This window comes from Streptomyces asoensis (assembly GCF_013085465.1).
Taxonomy (GTDB): Bacteria; Actinomycetota; Actinomycetes; order Streptomycetales; family Streptomycetaceae; genus Streptomyces; species Streptomyces cacaoi_A.
The window spans coordinates 2770320-2789800 of sequence record NZ_CP049838.1; the positions used below are offsets into that span (position 1 = coordinate 2770320).

At 71.7% G+C, this 19481-nt stretch carries 15 protein-coding genes; 5 read left to right on the forward strand and 10 right to left on the reverse strand.

Annotation, left to right across the window (positions count from 1 at the left end; genetic code table 11):
- Window positions 1–81: 81 nt before the first annotated feature.
- Window positions 82–765, reverse strand: coding sequence for a class I SAM-dependent methyltransferase (locus G9272_RS12425; protein WP_171396628.1), 684 nt, complete (start codon window positions 763–765; stop codon window positions 82–84).
- Between the two features lie 174 nt (window positions 766–939).
- Here G9272_RS12425 and G9272_RS12430 point away from each other — a divergent pair, with 174 nt between their 5' ends.
- Window positions 940–1206 carry a DUF6343 family protein gene (locus G9272_RS12430; protein ID WP_171396629.1) on the forward strand — a complete coding sequence of 89 codons (267 nt, stop codon included), beginning with the start codon at window positions 940–942 and terminating at the stop codon, window positions 1204–1206.
- Window positions 1207–1362: 156 nt separating this feature from the next.
- Here G9272_RS12430 and G9272_RS12435 read toward each other — a convergent pair whose 3' ends face one another.
- The 4 genes from G9272_RS12435 to rpsA form a co-directional block, all read right to left on the reverse strand.
- The gene (locus G9272_RS12435) at window positions 1363–1743 is read right to left on the reverse strand and encodes a tetratricopeptide repeat protein (RefSeq protein ID WP_171396630.1); all 381 of its coding nucleotides are present in this window, start codon (window positions 1741–1743) and stop codon (window positions 1363–1365) included.
- Window positions 1744–1793: 50 nt separating this feature from the next.
- Window positions 1794–2414, reverse strand: coding sequence for a dephospho-CoA kinase (coaE, locus tag G9272_RS12440; protein ID WP_171396631.1), 621 nt, complete (start codon window positions 2412–2414; stop codon window positions 1794–1796).
- Between the two features lie 110 nt (window positions 2415–2524).
- Window positions 2525–3463 (reverse strand): PAC2 family protein, encoded by a 939-nt coding sequence (locus G9272_RS12445; protein ID WP_171396632.1) that lies wholly within the window; start codon window positions 3461–3463, stop codon window positions 2525–2527.
- Window positions 3464–3754: 291 nt separating this feature from the next.
- Window positions 3755–5263 (reverse strand): 30S ribosomal protein S1, encoded by a 1509-nt coding sequence (gene rpsA, locus G9272_RS12450; RefSeq protein ID WP_054242950.1) that lies wholly within the window; start codon window positions 5261–5263, stop codon window positions 3755–3757.
- Between the two features lie 227 nt (window positions 5264–5490).
- Between rpsA and G9272_RS12455 the strand changes: the two genes are divergently transcribed.
- Together G9272_RS12455 and hrpB are read left to right on the forward strand one after the other, a co-directional pair.
- The gene (locus G9272_RS12455) at window positions 5491–6465 is read left to right on the forward strand and encodes a class I SAM-dependent methyltransferase (protein WP_253267784.1); all 975 of its coding nucleotides are present in this window, start codon (window positions 5491–5493) and stop codon (window positions 6463–6465) included.
- 98 nt (window positions 6466–6563) lie between these two features.
- Window positions 6564–9101 carry an ATP-dependent helicase HrpB gene (gene hrpB / locus G9272_RS12460; protein ID WP_171401958.1) on the forward strand — a complete coding sequence of 846 codons (2538 nt, stop codon included), beginning with the start codon at window positions 6564–6566 and terminating at the stop codon, window positions 9099–9101.
- Here the strand turns inward: hrpB and G9272_RS12465 are convergent.
- The 3 genes from G9272_RS12465 to G9272_RS12475 all read right to left on the reverse strand — a co-directional run bounded on the left by G9272_RS12465 (window position 9091) and on the right by G9272_RS12475 (window position 12162).
- Window positions 9091–10083, reverse strand: coding sequence for a DUF3068 domain-containing protein (locus tag G9272_RS12465; protein ID WP_171396633.1), 993 nt, complete (start codon window positions 10081–10083; stop codon window positions 9091–9093). The two genes, hrpB and G9272_RS12465, sit on opposite strands and share 11 nt — an antisense overlap.
- 40 nt (window positions 10084–10123) lie before the next feature.
- On the reverse strand, window positions 10124–10258 hold the full coding sequence (locus G9272_RS12470; RefSeq protein WP_171396634.1) for an SPW_0924 family protein: 135 nt from the start codon (window positions 10256–10258) through the stop codon (window positions 10124–10126).
- Window positions 10259–10425: 167 nt separating this feature from the next.
- Window positions 10426–12162 carry a lytic transglycosylase domain-containing protein gene (locus tag G9272_RS12475; protein WP_171396635.1) on the reverse strand — a complete coding sequence of 579 codons (1737 nt, stop codon included), beginning with the start codon at window positions 12160–12162 and terminating at the stop codon, window positions 10426–10428.
- A gap of 355 nt (window positions 12163–12517) precedes the next feature.
- Between G9272_RS12475 and G9272_RS12480 the strand changes: the two genes are divergently transcribed.
- Window positions 12518–13429 carry a DUF4184 family protein gene (locus G9272_RS12480; protein ID WP_171396636.1) on the forward strand — a complete coding sequence of 304 codons (912 nt, stop codon included), beginning with the start codon at window positions 12518–12520 and terminating at the stop codon, window positions 13427–13429.
- Here the strand turns inward: G9272_RS12480 and G9272_RS12485 are convergent.
- Window positions 13395–14024, reverse strand: coding sequence for a hypothetical protein (locus G9272_RS12485; RefSeq protein ID WP_171396637.1), 630 nt, complete (start codon window positions 14022–14024; stop codon window positions 13395–13397). The two genes, G9272_RS12480 and G9272_RS12485, sit on opposite strands and share 35 nt — an antisense overlap.
- Window positions 14025–14242: 218 nt before the next feature.
- Window positions 14243–16966: a DNA polymerase I gene (gene polA / locus G9272_RS12490; protein ID WP_171396638.1), complete on the reverse strand. Its 2724-nt coding sequence runs from the start codon at window positions 16964–16966 to the stop codon at window positions 14243–14245.
- 188 nt (window positions 16967–17154) lie between these two features.
- Between polA and G9272_RS12495 the strand changes: the two genes are divergently transcribed.
- On the forward strand, window positions 17155–19449 hold the full coding sequence (locus G9272_RS12495) for an FdhF/YdeP family oxidoreductase (RefSeq protein ID WP_171396639.1): 2295 nt from the start codon (window positions 17155–17157) through the stop codon (window positions 19447–19449).
- Window positions 19450–19481 lie beyond the last annotated feature (32 nt).

Below are 19481 nucleotides of genomic sequence, written 5' to 3' on the forward strand. Positions count from 1 at the left end.
CCGTCCCTGCCGCCCCGCCGCCCCTTCCCGCTCCCTCCCGCTCCCTCCCGTCTTCTCCGGCCGCTGCCGTCCCTCCCCTCTCTACTCCGTCACCGGCACCGCCCTCACCCACATCCGGTCCTCCGTCAGATAGCGCTCCACCCTCAGACCCGCCTCCGCCAGGGCCTCCTCGAACTGGTCCTTGGTCAGTGGCCGGGACCGGAAGGTCTGGGTCCACACCGCGTCCGGGAAGTCGTACTCCGCGCGGACGGAGTGGACGCCGTCCCCGACGGGCTCGTCCGAGACGATCCGGATCGTGAAGCCGCTCGGGTCGACGCGCTCGCGCGGCACGTTCGAGTGGTAGTCCTCTCCTTCCCGTTGGATCAGCACGCAGCCGCCCTTCGCGACGTGCCGTGCGCAGGCCCGCAACATCCTTCGCCGTAACTCGACGTCGCCGTTGTGCACGAGGAACGACGCGAGCATCACCACGTCGAACGTCTCTGCCAGGGCGAGGTCCTCGATGGGGCTGCATATCGTGCGGGCCCCGCGGACGCGCTCCAGCATCTCGGCGGACTCGTCCACCGCCGTGACCGTGAACCCGCGCTCCAGCAGGGCGTGGGTCACTCGGCCGACCCCGCTGCCCAGCTCGAGGATGTGCGCGCCCGCCGGCACCGCCTCGGCGATGACTTCCGGCTCGTTCCCCACCGGCAGGCGCGAGTAGAGCTCGACCGCGCAGCCGTCCGGGGTGATCGCACCGGGACCGGTTCCCTTGTATCCGTCTCGCATTTCCAGCTTCATGCCCGTTCAACGGCTCGTCCCCGTGCGGCCGTTCCCCATCTTCACCGGTTCACCCGTTCGAGGGATGACCACTCTGTTCGAGCGGTGTCGGAGGCGAGAACACCGGCCCTCTGGAGAACGTCCGGACCGGGGAGTACGTTGCAGGGAGGAGCGGTGATCGGGATGCGTACGGGCAGTGAGCCGGTGACAGCGCGCAGTGCGCTGCGGATGCGTCTGTGGCTGACCCTGTGGGGCCTGGCCTGGGCGATCTTCGGGACGGCCGCGTTCGCTCTCGTGGGGCGTCCGGGGTGGGCGGCCGCGTGCGGGGTGCTGTGGCTGGTGATCACGGTCGATCTGACGATGATCCTCAGGCATCGGCGGCAGGGCCCCCACTATCAGCCGGGCCGCGACATCCCGCCGTACCGGCCTCCCGAGCACCGCCACCCTTGAGGCCCACAGGCCCACAGGCCCGGAAGCCCAGAGGTCCAGCGGCACGGAGGTCCAGCGGCACGGAGGTCCAGCGGCCCGGAGGTCCAGCGGCCCGGAAGCCCGGAAGGTCACAGGTCCAGCGGCACGGAGGTCCAGCGGCCTCGAGGCCGGCCGTTCTCAGCTTTCGAAGCGTGCCGCTTTGAGGTACTGCGGGTTCGGGTCCAGTGCCGCGGCCAGCCGGAAGTGCCGCTTGGCCTGGTCGCCCCGGCCCTGCCGCTCATAGGTACGGCCGAGCGCGAAGTGCGCGAAGGCGTTGTCCGGTTCGCGCTCCAGGACGATGGTGAACTCCAGCTCGGCAGGCCGTAGTTGGGCGGCGGCGAAGAAGGCACGCGCGCGCAGCAGCCGGGCGGCGGTGTTCTCGGGGTGCGCGGCGATGACTCCGTCGAGCAACTTCACCGCGCCCCGCGGGTCCCGTGCGGCGAGCAGATGCTCCGCGGCACGGAAGTCGATGACGTGTGTCTCCGGAGTACGTCCGGTCGAACCGCTGGTATCGGGCACGGAAAAATCCTTCCCTTGCTCAATGGGTTCAACGCGCGGAGCGAGGGCCGCTATTCCGGAGAGGTCCCGTGCGGCGCGTGCGCTCTGCGCGTGAGGTCGGCCCATACGTCCTTCACTCGCCGGTGGAGTTCCGCGAGCGGTACGTCGTTGTCGATCACGATGTCCGCGATGTCCCGGCGCTTGTCGCGGGTCGCCTGGGCGGCCATCCGCGCGCGTGCGTCCTCCTCCGTCATGCCGCGGAGCCGGACGAGCCGGTCGAGCTGGGTCTCGGGGGCCGCGTCGACGACGACCACGACGTCGTACAGGGGGCCGAGGGCGTTCTCGGTGAGGAGGGGGACGTCGTGGACGACGACGGCGTCCTCGGGGGCGGCCGCCTCGAGTTCGCGGGAGCGGGCGCCGACCAGGGGATGCACGATCGAGTTGAGGACTGCCAGTTTCGCGGGGTCGGCGAAGACGACCGAGCCCAGGCGGGGGCGGTCGAGGCTGCCGTCCGGGGCGAGGACGTCCGCGCCGAACGCGTCCACGACCGCCGCGAGTCCCGGGGTGCCCGGCGCGACGACCTCGCGTGCGATGCGGTCCGCGTCGATCAGTACGGCCCCGCACTCGACGAGCAGCCGTGACACCTCGCTCTTGCCGGCGCCGATCCCGCCGGTCAGGCCCACTTTCAGCATGAGCGGAAGCTTAGGGCCTGTCGGTGACGATGCACCCGACAGGCCCCTGTGTGCTGCTCCTTCGGCTTGCGCAGCCGGAATGCCCAGTTGGAACGCTCGGCTGGGAGCGTTCAGCCTTCGCCCTCGCGCTCGGCGAGGAATCGCTCGAACTCCTGCCCGATCTCGTCCGCCGACGGGATGTCGACGGGCTCGGCGAGCATGTTGCCGCGGGTCTCGGCGCCGGCGGCGGCGTCGTACTGGTGCTCCAGGCCCTGGACGAGGGAGGTGAGTTCCTCGTCCCCCTCCTGGATCTGGCGGTCGATCTCGGTCTGCGTCCGGTGGGCGTCCGTGCGCAGGGCGTGCGCGATGCCCGGCAGGACCAGGCCGGTGGCCGCCGTGATCGCTTCCAGGACGGTCAGGGCCGCGTCCGGGTACGCCGAGCGGGCGATGTAGTGGGGGACGTGCGCGGCGACGCCCAGGATGTCGTGTCCGGCTTCCATGAGGCGGTACTCGACGAGCGCCTCGGCGCTGCCGGGGACCTGGGCCTCGTCGAAGGGGCTGCGGTGGCCCGGCATGAGGTCCGTGCGGTTGCCGTGCGGGGTGAGGCCCACGGGGCGGGTGTGCGGGACTCCCATGGGGATGCCGTGGAAGTTCACCGAGAGCCGGACGCCGAGCCGCTCCACGATCTGCTTGACGGCGACGGCGAAGCGTTCCCATTCCACGTCCGGTTCGGGTCCGGACAGGAGCAGGAAGGGTGCACCGGTGGTGTCCTGTACCAGCCGCACCTCGATGGTCGGCTCCTCGTACTCGGTCCACCGGTCGCGCTTGAAGGTCAGCAGCGGGCGGCGGGCGCGGTAGTCGACCAGCCGGTCGTGGTCGAAGCGGGCGACGACTTGGTGGGGCAGCGAGTCGAGGAGCCGGTCGACGATCTGGTCGCCGGTCTCGCCCGCGTCGATGTATCCGTCGAAGTGGTAGAGCATGACAAGTCCGGCCGACTCCTGGGCCAGCGCCATGTCGACGACTGCCAGGCCCTTCGGCTCCCATGCGTACAAACCCTGCGGATCAAGCACTTGGACCGCTCCCCTCGTGTTCCTACTGTCCAACGCGCTCCGGACCGTGGGCATTCCCGGTCCACGCGCCTTGATCGAATGACTCCGGCCGGCTTCTCACGGGTGGTGGGAGGAGCGGGTGAGGGGAGCGAGTGAGGCCGGGTCGAGGGCGCGCGCGAGGGTGGTCACAGGTGGTCACGGGGTGAACGGCGATCCCGCGTCCGGGCAGCACCGAGGGCCCGCACCTCGAAAGGTGCGGGCCCTCGACACACTGCTAAACCTCAGCGGCTGGGGTTACCCCGCCGGGGGAGTTCAGCTCTGGCCGCCGGCCAGCTTCTCGCGCAGAGCGGCGAGCGCCTCGTCCGAGGCCAGCGCGCCGGACGTGTCGGCACCCTCGGAGGAGTAGGAGCCACCGCCACTGCCACCGGACGCGGCCGGAGCCGCACCCGCGGTGTCGCCACCCTCGGCAGCGGCCTTCTCGTCCGCCTCGCGGGACTTGATGACCTGAGCCTGGTGCTGCTCGAAGCGCGTCTGCGCCTCGGCGTACTGGTTCTCCCAGACCTCACGCTGCGACTCGAAGCCCTCGAGCCAGTCGTTGGTCTCGGGGTCGAAGCCCTCGGGGTAGATGTAGTTGCCCTGGTCGTCGTACGACGCGGCCATGCCGTACAGGGTCGGGTCGAACTCGACCGAGGCCGGGTCGGCACCGAAGGACTCGTTGGCCTGCTTCAGCGAGAGGCTGATGCGGCGGCGCTCGAGGTCGATGTCGATGACCTTGACGAAGATCTCGTCGTTGACCTGGACGACCTGCTCCGGGATCTCCACGTGGCGCTCGGCCAGCTCGGAGATGTGGACCAGACCCTCGATGCCCTCGTCGACGCGCACGAACGCACCGAACGGAACGAGCTTCGTGACCTTACCGGGAACAACCTGCCCGATCTGGTGCGTGCGGGCGAACTGCTGCCACGGGTCTTCCTGGGTCGCCTTCAGCGACAGGGAGACGCGCTCGCGGTCCATGTCGACGTCGAGGACCTCGACGGTGACTTCCTGGCCGACCTCGACAACCTCGGAGGGGTGGTCGATGTGCTTCCAGGAGAGCTCGGAGACGTGAACCAGACCGTCGACGCCACCCAGGTCCACGAACGCACCGAAGTTGACGATCGAGGAGACGACGCCGGAGCGGACCTGACCCTTCTGGAGGGTCGTGAGGAACGTCTGGCGGACCTCGGACTGGGTCTGCTCGAGCCAGGCACGGCGGGACAGGACCACGTTGTTGCGGTTCTTGTCCAGCTCGATGATCTTGGCCTCGAGCTCCTTGCCCACGTAAGGCTGGAGGTCGCGAACGCGGCGCATCTCGACGAGAGAGGCCGGCAGGAAGCCACGGAGGCCGATGTCGAGGATGAGACCACCCTTGACGACCTCGATGACGGTACCGGTGACGATCCCGTCTTCTTCCTTGATCTTCTCGATGGTGCCCCAGGCACGCTCGTACTGGGCGCGCTTCTTCGAGAGGATCAGGCGGCCTTCCTTGTCCTCCTTCTGGAGAACAAGGGCCTCGATCTCGTCACCGACGGCGACGACCTCGTTGGGGTCGACGTCGTGCTTGATGGAGAGCTCGCGGCTCGGGATAACGCCTTCGGTCTTGTAACCGATGTCGAGCAGGACCTCGTCCCGGTCGACCTTCACGATGACGCCGTCGACGATGTCGCCGTCGTTGAAGTACTTGATCGTCTCGTCGATCGCGGCGAGGAAGGCTTCCTCGTTACCGATGTCGTTGACCGCTACCTGCGGCGTGGTAGAGGTGGTCTCGGTGCTGCTCGTCATGTGGGAAAGGGCTCCGGTACGGACAGTGAGTCGTAGGTACTGCTACGCCGGGAGCCCGTGATCGCTCTGAAGAAGCCGGACAGCTTAGGAAGCACCTCACCGGATGACCGGTGATGGCACCTCGAGAACCGAGGGGACAACAACAGATGCGAGCGCAGCCTGCTACGTCTGAGGTGCGCAGGCCCGCAGCGCAACTTGTAGCATACGGGGGCAGCCGGGCAGGGTCAATGCGCGAAGGCGCACACCCGGGGCGGATCGCCGCATACCCGGCACACAACCTTTCTCCTGAGGTCACGCAGGCCGCAGGAAGCCTCACCGGTGACACCTCGGGTGACACCGCAGGGCGGGTTGCACGGAAGAGTACGACGAGGGAGCCGATCATCCAAGAGCCTGAATCGTCCGAGCCGGCCTTCGAGCCGGAAGCCACCCGACGTGACGCCGACGTCACCGAGAGCTCCCGGGCCAACCGGGGCTGGTGGGACCGCAACGCGGACGAATACCAGATCGAGCACGGCACCTTCCTCGGCGACGACCGCTTCGTGTGGGGTCCCGAGGGCCTGGACGAGGTGGAGGCGGAGCTGCTCGGGCCGCCGGAGGAACTGAAGGGCAAGTCGGTCCTGGAGATCGGCGCCGGCGCGGCGCAGTGCGCGCGCTGGCTGACCGCGCAGGGCGCGCGTCCGGTCGCCCTGGACCTCTCGCACCGCCAGCTCCAGCACGCGCTGCGCATCGGTGGCTCGTTCCCGCTGGTGTGCGCCGACGCGGGCGCGCTGCCCTTCGCGGACGCGTCCTTCGACCTGGCCTGCTCGGCGTACGGGGCGCTGCCCTTCGTCGCCGACCCGGTGCTGGTCCTGAAGGAGGTGCGGCGGGTGCTGCGGCCCGGGGGCCGTTTCGTGTTCTCGGTGACCCACCCGATCCGCTGGGCGTTCCCGGACGAGCCCGGCCCGGAGGGGCTGACCGTGTCCTCGTCCTATTTCGACCGCACTCCTTATGTCGAGCAGGACGACCAGGGCCGCGCGGTGTACGTGGAGCACCACCGGACGCTGGGTGACCGGGTCCGCGACATCGTGGCGGGCGGTTTCCGGCTGGTGGACCTGGTCGAGCCGGAGTGGCCTGCCTGGAACTCCTCGGAGTGGGGCGGCTGGTCCCCGCTGCGCGGGAACCTGATTCCGGGTACGGCCGTCTTCGTCTGCGAGCGGGACTGACCGGTTCCGTTCCCGCCCGCTCCGCCCTCGTCCTAACACCCTGCACGCGCACGCGCGCGTGCAGGGTGTTTTCGGCGGCGTACGACACTAGGGGCGTGATCCCCCGTTACGACGCCCTGGACGCGCTGCCCGTGCGGTCCGCCCTGCCCGCCCTGAACGACGCCCTGGACGGGCACGGCACGGCCGTCCTCGCCGCGCCGCCCGGTACGGGCAAGACGACGCTGGTGCCGCTCGCGCTGGCCGGGCTGCTGGGCGAGGGGCCGGCGCGGCGGGTGCTCGTGGCCGAGCCGCGGCGGATCGCGGCACGGGCGGCGGCCCGGCGGATGGCGTGGCTGCTGGGTGAGCGGCCCGGGGAGAGCGTGGGCCACACCGTGCGCGGGGAGCGGGTCGTCGGGCGGCACACGCGCGTGGAGGTCGTCACGACCGGTGTGCTGCTCCAGCGTCTTCAGCGCGACCAGGAGCTGTCGGGCGTCGATGTGGTGGTGCTGGACGAGTGTCACGAGCGGCACCTCGACGCGGACACCTCGGCCGCCTTCCTGTGGGACGTGCGCGAGACGCTGCGGCCCGAGCTGCGGCTGGTGGCGGCCTCGGCGACGACGGACACGGCCGGCTGGTCGCGGCTGCTGGGCGGGGCGCCGGTGGTGGAGGCCCGTGGTTCCGTCTTCGGCGTCGAGGTGGTCTGGGCGCCTCCGGCCCGTCCCGTGCGGCCGCCGCACGGTATGCGGGTGGATCCCGCGTTGCTGGCACACGTCGCGTCGGTGGTGCGGCGGGCGTTGGCCGAGCGGTCGGGGGACGTGCTGTGCTTCCTGCCGGGCGTCGGGGAGATCGCGCGGGTCGCGGGGCTCCTGGGCGAGCCGGCCGGGGTGGATGTGCTCCAGGTGCACGGGCGGGCGCCGGCGGCCGTGCAGGACGCGGTGCTGGCTCCCGGACAGCGGCGCCGGGTGGTCCTGGCGACCTCCGTAGCGGAGTCCTCGCTGACGGTGCCGGGGGTGCGGGTGGTCGTCGACTCGGGGCTGGCGCGGGAGCCGCGGGTGGATCACGCGCGCGGGCTGAGCGCGCTCGCGACGGTGCGTGCCTCGCAGGCGGCGGGCCGGCAGCGGGCGGGGCGGGCCGGGCGGGAGGCGCCGGGTGCGGTGTACCGGTGCTGGGCGGAGGCGGAGGATGCCCGTCTGCCGTCGTTCCCGGCCCCGGAGATCAGGGTGGCCGACCTGACGGCGTTCGCCCTTCAGGCGGCGTGCTGGGGGGATCCGGACGCTTCCGGGCTGGCGTTGCTGGATCCGCCGCCGGGTGGGGCGATGGCGGCGGCGAGGTCTCTGCTGACGGCGATCGGGGCGGTGGACTCCAGCGGTCGGGCCACCGCGCGGGGGTTGCGGCTGGCGCGGCTGGGTCTGCACCCCAGGTTGGGCCGGGCTCTGCTGGACGGGGCCGCGTCGGTGGGGGTGGAGCGGGCCGTCGAGGTGGTGGCGCTGTTGAGCGAGGAGGCTCCGCGGGAGTACGGCGACGATCTGGCGGCCGCTCTGCGGTCCGCCCGGCGCGGGGGTGACGCCTACGGTGCGCGGTGGCGGGCGGAGGTGCGCCGGCTGCGGGCCGTCGTCGAGGACTCGGCGCCGACCGGGCCCGCCGGCGCCGGAGGGAAAGGGAACAGGAGCGGAGATGCTGCCGGTTCGGACGCCCGCGCCGGGCTGGTCGTCGCCCTGGCCTTCCCGGAGCGGCTCGCCAGGGCCGATGGGGGTTCCTACCTCATGGTCTCCGGCACCCGGGCCGAGGTCCGCGAGGGCACCGATCTGCGTGGGGCCTCCTGGCTCGCCGTGGCCGTCGCCGACCGGCCGGTGGGGAAGGGGCACGCGCGTGTGCAGCTCGCGGCGGTGGTGGACGAGGAGGTCGCCCGGTTCGCGGCCGGCGCGCTGCTCGGCGAGGGGGACGAGGTCCACTGGGCCGACGGGGATGTCGTGGCGCGCCGGGTGGAGCGCTTGGGGGCCGTGGAGCTGGCGGTGCGTCCGCTCCGGGACGCCGACGCCGGGCTCGTACGCGGTGCGCTGGTCGAGGGGTTGGAGAAGGACGGGCTGCGGTTGCTGCGGTGGTCGCCCGAGGCGGACGTCCTGCGGCAGCGGCTGGCGTTCCTGCGGTGGCATCTGGGGGAGCCGTGGCCCGACGTCTCCGACGCGTCGCTGCACGCGCGTGTGGACGAGTGGCTGGAGCCCGAGCTGAGCCGGGCCCGGCGGCGGAGCGATCTCGGGCGGATCGCTGCCGGGGAGGCGCTCGGGCGGCTGTTGCCCTGGGCCTCCGGCGAGGCGGCCCGGCTGGAGGAGTTGGCGCCGGAGCGGATCGCCGTGCCGAGCGGGTCCAGGATCCGGATCGACTATGCCGACCCTGAGCGGCCGGTCCTCGCGGTGAAGTTGCAGGAGATGTTCGGGCTCCAGGAGTCGCCGCGGGTCGCCGGGGTGCCGTTGCTGGTGCATCTGCTGTCGCCCGCCGGGCGGCCCGCGGCCGTCACCGCCGACCTCGCCTCCTTCTGGAAGGACGGCTACAAGGGGGTGCGGGCGGAGTTGCGCGGCCGGTATCCGAAGCATCCCTGGCCCGAGGATCCGGCCGGTGCCGAGCCGACCCGGTTCACCAACGCGCGGCTCAGGCGGTGACGGGCTGCGGAGCGGCGGGCTCGGCGGCGGTGGGTTCGTCCGGGCGGCGGGCGCGGGCCTCCAGGTAGAGGGAGAGGGACATCAGGAGGGCGCCGAGCAGGAGGAAGCCCCAGGGCAGGTAGGCGGTGAGCAGCAGGACCAGGGTGCGGTTGGACTTGATCACGGACACCGTGTGCTCGATGTAGTCCTCGCGCATCTTCACGTGCCCGGCGAAGGCGGTGACCTTCGCCCGGCCGCCGAGCAGGGTGCCGCCGCGGAGTTCCTCCTTGTGGATCTCCTCGCCGTAGACGGGCGCGCCGGTGACGGGTTCGACCCAGAACTTGCGGACCGTGGTGTACCAGCGGGTGGTGCCGGTCTTGGCGATGTCCTGCGGAGTGATGCCCTTGACCGGCATCGTCCTGGGCATGGCGACCTTGGTCCAGGGGACGGTCTGCTCGAAGTAGTAGACCTCCAGGCCGCGGAAGTTCTGGGTGCCCTTGTAGTGGATGGGGGCCGTGGTGCGGGTCTGCGCGTCGAAGTACTCGTAGTCCCGTTTCTCCGTCAGGAACGGCCACTTGAACTCGATGCCCTCGCGGCGCACCGGGTCGCCGTCGACCATCTCGCCGGTGGCGTGCACGGGTTCCTGGGTGTGGGCGTCGAAGATGTACCGCTCGGGGACCTTGGAGACCATCTTGCCGTCGGGCCCCTGGACGTAGGACAGGCCGTCCCAGACGACGACGTCCCGGCCGGCTGTCTTCTCGATCTTTTCGGAGGCCTCCACGTCGCCCTTGAGGGTCTGCACGATGGTGACCTTGGGGACGGTGCGGGCGACCAGGCCGTCGTAGTCGAGGAGGGTGGCGTTCTTCGCCTCCAGGACCATGGTCTGGTACTCGTTCGCCGGGATCTTGGCCAGGTGCGGGAAGGCGTACCAGCGCAGCAGGGGGGAGAGCGCCGCGAAGAACACGGCGAGGGCGAGCAGGATCAGGCTGGCCTTGCGGCGCATCTCGGCCTCCTTCGCGGGCGGAACCCGGCGGGCGGGGCGGTCAGGGGTGTGCGGGGACCGTCGTCAGCAGTGGCTTCGGGGAGGTCTTGCCGGCCGGTGTGCCCAGCGCGGCGAGTGTGAGGACCAGGGCGAGCGCGACGGCGAGACCGGTCGCGGCGGCGATCAGGGCACGCATACGGTCCTCCCGGAGCTGACGGGACGTCAGATCGGGCACGGTAGCAACGGGCGGGCGAGATGAGAACACGTCGCACACGACGGCGGCGCCCCTGTGGAGAGAGGGGCGCCGCCGTCGTCGTTCGGGAGGAGGTCGGAGAGGAGTGCGGAGCAGGGTCCGCGGCAGGGTCACGAGCCGGTGGTCGTCGACTCCGACTCGCTGGGCGTGGGGCTGGGCGTCGAGGTCTCGGCGGCCGTGACGGTGAGTTCGACCGTCAGGGTCGCTCCGCCCGTGGTGGTGATGCGGAGCAGATAGGTGCCGGCGGTGTCGTCCGCGTACAGCTTGGGCAGCTCCAGCAGGCCGTTCGCGTCCGTCTGGAGGTCCAGGGTGCGGACGGGGTTGCCGGCGGCGTCCTTGAAGTAGGGGCCCTTGTCGTTCGTGGTCGCGTCGTCGGCAGACTTGATCAGGGTGGCGGTGGCCGCGACCTTGTCCGCCACGGCGCCCTTGTAGGTGGCCTTCACCTCGACCTGGTCGGCGAACTCGCCGCCTGCGGTGCAGGTCAGCGCGGTGGCGCTGGTGCGGGCGAGGGTGTCGGCGGCGCGGGCGGTGACGGTGGCCTTGTAGTCGAGGGCGGAGAGCGTGCGACCGAGGACCGTGGCGCGGACGGTGAAGCCGCCGGTCTTCTCGCCCGCCACGAGGGCGGGCGCGAGGGCGACGCCGTTGGCGCCGGTGGAGATCGTGGCGACGCTCTCGCCGCCCGTGAACGTCGCGTCGGTGTCGCCGACGATGGTGAAGCGGATCCGGACCTTGGCGACGGCCTTGCCGGCCGCCGTCTCCGCGCGGGTGCTGATGCGTTCCGTGAATGTGTCGCCCGCCATGGCGGTGAGGCTCGCCGTGCCCGCGTCCTCGAGGTGACCGACCGTCTCGGTCGGCGTCGGGGTCGGGGTCGGCGTCGGGGTGCTGGGCGTCGACGGGGTGTTGGGCGTGCTGGGTTTCGACGGCTTGCTCGGCGTACTCGGCGTGCTGGGCGTGCTGGGCGTCGACGGGGTGGACGGCGAGGCGGGCGTGGAGCCGGTGCCGTCGTCGCTGCGGTTGTCCGGCACGGTGCCGGTGCCGTCGGCGATCTCGTGCGTGCCCTTGCGGTAGTACTCCAGCCACGACAGGACGGTGTTCAGGTAGTCCGTCGAGTTGTTGTAGCTGAGGATCGCGCTGCGCATCCCGGACGTGGCCGACATGTCCCAGTCGTAACGGCACAGGTAGTGGCCGGCGGCGAGCGCGGCGTCGTAGATGTTGTTGGGGTCCTTCTTGCCGTCGGCGTTGCCGTCGCGGCCCGCCCACGCCCAGGTGGACGGGATGAACTGCATGGGGCCCACGGCACGGTCGTAGGTGCTGTCGCCGTCGTACGCGCCGTTGTCGGTGTCGCTGATGTTCGCGAAGCCGACGCCGTTGAGGACCGGGCCGAGGATCGGCGAGACGGTGGTGCCGTCGGCGGTCACGTTGCCGCCGCGGGCCTGGCCCGACTCGACCTTGCCGATGGCGGCCAGGAGTTGCCAGGGCAGGTTGCAGCCGGGCTTGGACTGCGCCAGCTCCGCCTCGGCCTTCTTGTAGGCGTCCAGGACGGTCGCCGGGATGCCCGCCTCCGTGGTGCCGGTGGCGGCCGGGGTGGTGGAGGAGCTCTCGCTCGGCGCGGGGAGCGGGCTGTTCAGCGGCGGCAGGTCCGTGTAGTACGGCGAGTTGCCGGTGGCGCTGTCACCGATGCCGCTGCCGTCGTCGGCGGCGGACGGGGTGTCGGCGGCGGTCTGTCTGCCGTGGCCGTCGGCCGTGACGTCCGGTGCCTGGGACGCGGCCAGAGCCGCCACCGCCAGTGCGGCCACGGTCGTGTTGACCGCTCCCTTGCGCAGCCTCGTGCCGAAATGCGCCGACATGAAGTGAAACCCTCCCGTGGACGCGGTACGCCCGTCTTCGCCTGCACCCTGCTGTTGCGGCTGTTGCCACTGTTGTGGCCGTTGCCGCTACTGCCGCCGTCACCGGTGTGACGATCAACCCGCCCCGAGGGTTGCACTCATGGGCGGTTTGCCCTGCTCTGTTCTTCCGTATCGACGCGCCCTCGGGCACACCGACCCAGGCGACCCTACGACAACTTCTTTTGCACCGGCACCCGTTCGGGTGCCGTTTTCACCAGCCGGCCATGTGCCGTTGGCCGGGAACCGTGCCCCGCATACTGGACGTCGTAGATCACCGGGCCGCCCGGCCCGTCAACATCCGCCCCGGGGAGCCCCGTTGCCGTTCACGCTGAGTCACGCGGCGGCCGTGCTGCCCGCCGTGCGCGCCGACGGCACCGGCCGCGGGTCCCTCGTCCCGGGCGCCCTGGTGGCGGGTTCCCTTGCTCCCGACATGACCTACTACGCGGCGAGCGTCGTCTCCGGGGCCATGGAGTTCGGCGACGTCACGCACTCCCTGCCCGGTGTGTTCACGGTGGACGTGCTCGTCGCCTGGGTGCTGGTGGGGCTCTGGCTGCTGGTGCGCGAGCCGCTGGTGGCGCTGCTGCCGCGGTCCCGGCAGGGCCGCACGGCCGCGCTGACCCGCTGCGGGGTGCCACGCGCGCGTGTACGGCCGTCCACCGCCCTGTGGTGGTACGTCTCCGCGGCGCTCGGCGCGCTGACCCATGTGGTGTGGGACGCGTTCACGCACCTCGACCGCTGGGGCATGCGGCTGTTCCCCGTCCTCGGCGAGGACATCGCCGGCTCGCCTCTGTACTGGTACCTCCAGTACGGGGGTTCGGCCGTGGCCGCGGTCGTGCTCGCCGCGTTCGTGACGCACGCGCTGCGCCGGGCGCCGGCCGGCGAGCCGGTGGGGGTCGCGGTGCTGTCGGTGCGGGACCGATGGTGGGCGGGTGCCGTGATCGGCGGTTGCGCGCTGGTCGCGGCGGTGCGGCGGGCGATGCGGTGGTGGGAGTACTGGGGGGCGCGCGAGGCGAAGCCGTGGGAGCTCGTCCCGACGCTGTGCTTCGGGGCGGGCGCGGGGCTGGTGCTGGGGGTGCTGCTCTACGCGGTCGGCGTGCGGCTGTGGCGTCCGGCCCGCCCGGCTCATCCGGCTCATCCGGCCGCGCTGGATGCCCGCGCCGGGCAGCCGGAAGCGGGAGCGGGAGCCGACGGGGTCAGTGTGCGGCGGAGTCGCCCGGGCGTTCGGTGAGAGGGGTCGCCGTCGCGACGAAGAGGGGGATGCGCCGGACGGTACGGGGTCCGCGGAGGCGGTCGAGAACGCCGAGGGCCAGGGCCAGGTGACCGCGTACCGCATCGCCCCACAGGCGCAGCCGGCCGTCGTCCCGGGGAACGAACCCGGCGAGAAACCGGGCCAGGACCCGGTGCAGAACCCGAGCCGGGACCCGGGCCAGGAACCAGGCCAGGACCCAGGCCAGGAACCAGGCCAGGACCCAGGCCAGAACCCGGGCCGGGGACCGGGCCGGGAACCAGGTCAGGGACCGGGCCGGGAACCAGGTCAGGGACCGGGCCGGGAACCAGGTCAGGGACCGGGCCGGGAACCAGGTCAGGGACCGGGCCGGGAACCAGGTCAGGGACCGGGTGGCAGCCGGACCGCGTTGCCGTGCGGCGGCCGCACGCAGGGCCGTGCCGGGGGCCCACGGGATGCGGGGGGTGGCGGCGCCGGGGGCGAGGGCGGGGCGCGGCCGCGTCCGGGAAGCCGCGCCGGGCCCGGACCGCGTGTCCGCGGCCGCCGTGGCGTGAACGCGTGCGTGGGCCTTCCTGCGGTGGAGCATGCGTATACCCATGGCGGCATCCTGGTGGCCCGGACCCGGCCGGGGCCTGTTCTCGGGGGCCACGCGGGTGAGGGCCCTTCGGGGGAGGTACCGGCGGTGACCGAGCCCCTCGCGACGGCACCGGCGCCCACGGCACCTGCTCACACCAGGCATGCGAAGGGGCCCTGCCGGTGCCGGCAGAGCCCCTTCCAGCTGTTCCGGGTCGCGGCCTGCCGCTCCCCCGCCGGAGGCTAGTGCGCCGCCGACTCCCAGTCCGCGCCCGCGCCGACCGACACGTCCAGCGGGGCCCTGAGCTGGACGGCGCCGGCCATCTCACGGCGGACCAGCTCCTCGACCGCCGCCCGCTCGCCGGGGGCGATCTCCAGGACGATTTCGTCGTGGACCTGGAGCAGCATGCGGGACTTGAGGTCCGCCGCGCGCAGGGCCGCGTCCACCTTGAGCATGGCGATCTTGACGATGTCCGCCGCCGTGCCCTGGATCGGCGCGTTGAGGGCCATGCGCTCGGCCGCCTCGCGGCGCTGACGGTTGTCGCTGTTGAGGTCGGGCAGATAGCGGCGGCGGCCGAAGAGCGTCGCCGTGTAGCCGGTCGCCCGTGCCTCGTCGACCGCGCGGCGCAGATAGTCCCGTACGCCGCCGAAGCGCTCGAAGTAGGCGTCCATCAGGCCACGGGCCTCACCCGCGTCGATGTTCAGCTGCTGGGACAGGCCGAACGCCGACAGGCCGTACGCGAGGCCGTAGGACATCGCCTTGATCTTGCGCCGCATCTCCGCGTCCACCGCGCCGGGCTCGACGGCGAACACCTGGGAGGCGGCCGTGGTGTGCAGGTCCTCGCCGGAGGTGAACGCCTCGATGAGGCCCGCGTCCTCCGACAGGTGGGCCATCACGCGCAGTTCGATCTGGCTGTAGTCGGCGGTCATCAGGGACTCGAAGCCCTCGCCGACGACGAAGCCGCGGCGGATCGCCCGGCCCTCGTCGGTGCGGACGGGGATGTTCTGGAGGTTCGGGTCGGTGGAGGACAGCCGGCCGGTCGCGGCGACCGTCTGGTTGAACGTGGTGTGGATGCGGCCGTCCGCGGCGATCGTCTTGATCAGGCCCTCGACGGTGACTCGCAGCTTCGCCTGTTCGCGGTGGCGGAGCATGATGACCGGCAGTTCGTTGTCCGTCTGGCCGGCGAGCCAGGCCAGGGCGTCGGCGTCGGTGGTGTAGCCGGTCTTGGTCTTCTTCGTCTTCGGCAGGCCCAGTTCGCCGAAGAGGACCTCCTGGAGCTGCTTGGGCGAGCCCAGGTTGAACTCGTGCCCGGCCGCCGCGTGCGCCTCCTTCACGGCCTGCTGGACGGCTCCCGCGAACATCTGCTCCATGGCCTCCAGGTGGGCGCGGTCGGCGGCGATGCCGTGCCGCTCCAGGCGGGCCAGGAGGGCGGAGGTCGGCAGCTCCATGTCGCGCAGCAGGTCGGCCGCGCCGACCTCCTCCAGCCGGCCGCGGAACGCCTCGCCGAGGTCGACGATCGTGCGGGCCTGCACCATGAGTGCCTCGGCCTCGGCGCCGTCGTCCGCGCCGAAGGCGAGCTGGCCGTCGGCCGCGGCGGCCGGGGCCAGCTCACGGCCCAGGTACTCCAGGGACAGCGCGTCCAGGTCGAAGGAGCGGCGGCCCGGCTTGACCAGGTAGGCGGCGAGCGCCGTGTCCATCCCGACGCCGGCGACGGACCAGCCGTGCTCGGCGAAGACACGCATGGCGCCCTTGGCGTTGTGCAGGACCTTGGGGTGGTCCTCGGCGGCGATCCAGGTCGCCCACGCGTTCTCGTCGGCCTCGTCGAGCTCCGCCGGGTCGAACCAGGCGGCCGCTCCCCCGGCGGCGGCGAGCGCGATCTCGGCGACCGAGCCGGCGCCCAGCGCCCAGGCGCCGACGGTGGCGACGCCGAGGGTGTCGGTGCCGTGCTCCGCGAGCCAGCCGGCCAGCTCGCCGGTGCCCAGCACCGTGCCGTCCAGCTCCACCCCGCCGGTGATCACCGGCGTGGCCTCGGCCTCCTCGCCGCCGGGGTCGACGGCGAACAGCCGCTCACGCAGGGACGGGTTCCTGATCTCCAGGGTGTCCAGGATCATCACGACGGCCGTGCGGTCGTACTGGGCGCGCTCCAGCTCGACGACCGTCTTCGGCAGCTCGACGGTACGGACCATCTCGGTGAGGCGACGGTTGAGCTTGACGGCCTCCAGGTGGTCGCGCAGGTTCTGCCCGGCCTTGCCCTTGACCTCCTCGACGCGCTCGACGAGCTCGGCGAACGAACCGAACTGGTTGATCCACTTCGCGGCCGTCTTCTCACCGACCCCGGGGATGCCCGGCAGGTTGTCGGACGGGTCGCCGCGCAGCGCCGCGAAGTCGGGGTACTGGGCGGGCGTCAACCCGTACTTCTCGACGACCTTCTCCGGTGTGAACCGGGTCAGCTCCGAGACGCCCTTCGTCGGATACAGCACCGTGGTGTGCTCGGAGACCAGCTGGAAGGAGTCACGGTCGCCGGTGACGATCAGCACCTCGAAGCCCTCGGCCTCGGCCTGGGTGGCGAGGGTGGCGATGACGTCGTCCGCCTCGAAGCCGTCCACCGCGAACCGGGACACGTGCATCGCGTCGAGCAGCTCGCCGATCAGCTCGACCTGGCCCTTGAACTCGTCCGGCGTCTTGGAGCGGTTCGCCTTGTACTCGGTGAACTCCTCGGAGCGCCAGGTCTTGCGGGACACGTCGAACGCGACCGCGAAGTGCGTGGGCGCCTCGTCACGCAGGGTGTTGGCCAGCATCGACGCGAAGCCGTAGATCGCGTTCGTCGGCTGGCCCGTCGCGGTGGTGAAGTTCTCCGCGGGCAGCGCGAAGAACGCGCGGTAGGCCAGCGAGTGCCCGTCCATGAGCATCAGGCGGGGCCGGCTGCCGGCGGGGGTGTCGGTCTTCTTCGCTGCTGTCTCTGCCACGCCCCCGATCCTGCCACGCCCCACTGACACTCGGTCCCGGCCGCCACGGTTCACGGGGTTCCGCGGCCGCCCGCCGTCCGCCGCAAGCTGTGCTCCCGCCCGCCGACCGGCCCGCGCGTCCACACTGTCGGCGCCTCGTGCGAGGATCCATGCGGTGTGTGGCGCAGGCGAGCGAAGGAGAGCGCGCGATGGCAACGAAGCCGCCCAAGGCCGATCCGGTCCAGGACGCTCCGCAGGTCGCCGAGCCGAAGCAGGTGGCGGCGGGCCTGCCGGCCGTCGGGCATTCCCTGCGGATCGCCCATCAGCAGATGGGTGTGAGGCGCACCGCGCTGACCCTGCTGCGCGTCAACCAGAAGGACGGCTTCGACTGTCCCGGCTGCGCCTGGCCCGAACCCGAGCACCGGCACACCGCGGAGTTCTGTGAGAACGGCGCGAAGGCGGTCGCCGAGGAGGCGACCCTGCGCCGGGTCACCCCCGAGTTCTTCGCCGCGCACCCGGTCGCCGACCTCGCCGGCCGCAGCGGCTACTGGCTCGGCCAGCAGGGCCGCCTCACGCACCCCATGTACCTCCCCGAAGGCGGGGAGCGCTACGAACCGGTGACCTGGGAGCGCGCCTTCGACATCATCGCCGAGGAGACCGCCGCCCTCGCCTCTCCCGACGAGGCCGTCTTCTACACCTCGGGCCGCACCAGCAACGAGGCCGCGTTCCTCTACCAGCTGTTCGCCCGCGAACTCGGCACGAACAACCTCCCGGACTGCTCCAACATGTGCCACGAGTCGTCCGGCTCGGCCCTGTCGGAGACCATCGGCATCGGCAAGGGCAGCGTCCTGCTCGAGGACCTCTACCAGGCCGACCTGATCATCGTCGCCGGGCAGAACCCGGGCACCAACCACCCGCGCATGCTGTCCGCCCTGGAGAAGGCCAAGGCGGGCGGCGCGAAGATCATCAGCGTCAACCCGCTGCCCGAGGCGGGCCTGGAACGCTTCAAGAACCCGCAGACCCCCAAGGGTCTCGCCAAGGGCGCCGCGCTCACCGACCTCTTCCTCCAGATCCGTATCGGCGGCGACCAGGCCCTCTTCCGCCTCCTCAACAAGCTCGTCCTCGACACCGACGGCGCGCTCGACGAGGCGTTCATCGCCGAACACACCCACGGCTTCGAGGAGTTCGCCGACGCGGCCCGCACCGCCGACTGGGACGAGACGCTCACCGCGACCGGCCTCACGCGCGCGGAGATCGAGGAAACCCTGCGCATGGTGCTCGCCTCCGAGCGCACCATCGTCTGCTGGGCCATGGGTCTCACCCAGCACAAGCACTCCGTGCCGACGATCCGCGAGGTCGTCAACTTCCTTCTGCTGCGCGGCAACATCGGCCGTCCGGGCGCGGGCGTGTGCCCGGTGCGCGGCCACTCGAACGTGCAGGGCGACCGCACCATGGGCATCTTCGAACGGCCCGCGCCCGCCTTCCTGGACGCCCTGGAGAAGGAGTTCGGCTTCGCGCCCCCGCGCGAGCACGGCTTCGACGTCGTCCGCGCCATCCGCGCACTGCGCGACGGCGAGGCGAAGCTGTTCTTCGCGATGGGCGGCAACTTCGTCTCCGCCTCCCCGGACACCGAGGTCACCGAGGCGGCCATGCGGCGCGCCCGGCTGACGGTGCACGTGTCGACGAAGCTCAACCGCTCGCACGTGGTGACGGGCGCGCGGGCGCTGATCCTGCCGACGCTCGGCCGCACCGAGCGCGACCTCCAGGTCGGCCCGAACGGGAAGAGCACAGAGCAGTTCGTGACCGTCGAGGACTCCATGGGCATGGTGCACGCCTCACGCGGCCGCCTCGCGCCCGCGAGCGCGCACCTGCTGTCCGAGCCCGCCATCGTCTGCCGCCTCGCACGCCGCGTGCTCGGCGGGGACAGCAAGGTGCCGTGGGAGGAGTTCGAGAAGGACTACGCGACGATCCGTGACCGCATCGCGCGTGTGATCCCCGGCTTCGACGACTTCAACGCGCGCGTGGCCCGCCCCGAGGGCTTCACCCTCCCGCACGCCCCGCGCGACGAGCGCCGCTTCCCCACCACGACCGGCAAGGCCAACTTCACCGCGGCCCCCGTCGAGTACCCCCGGCTGCCCGAGGGCCGGCTGCTCCTCCAGACGCTGCGCTCGCACGACCAGTACAACACCACGATCTACGGCCTCGACGACCGCTACCGGGGCATCAAGAACGGCCGCCGGGTCGTCCTGGTGAACGCCGAGGACGCGCGCGCGTTCGGGCTCTCCGAGGGCTCCTACGTGGACCTGGTGAGCGAATGGCGGGACGGCGTGGAGCGGCGGGCGCCCGGCTTCCGGGTCGTGCTCTACCCGACCAGCCGGGGCTGCGCCGCCGCGTACTACCCGGAGACCAACGTCCTGGTCCCGCTGGACGCCACCGCCGACACCAGCAACACCCCGGCCAGCAAGTCCGTCGTCGTCCGTCTGGAACAATCGGCAACCGACTGAGCGTTTGCTTAAGTCACGCCGGACTGTGATCG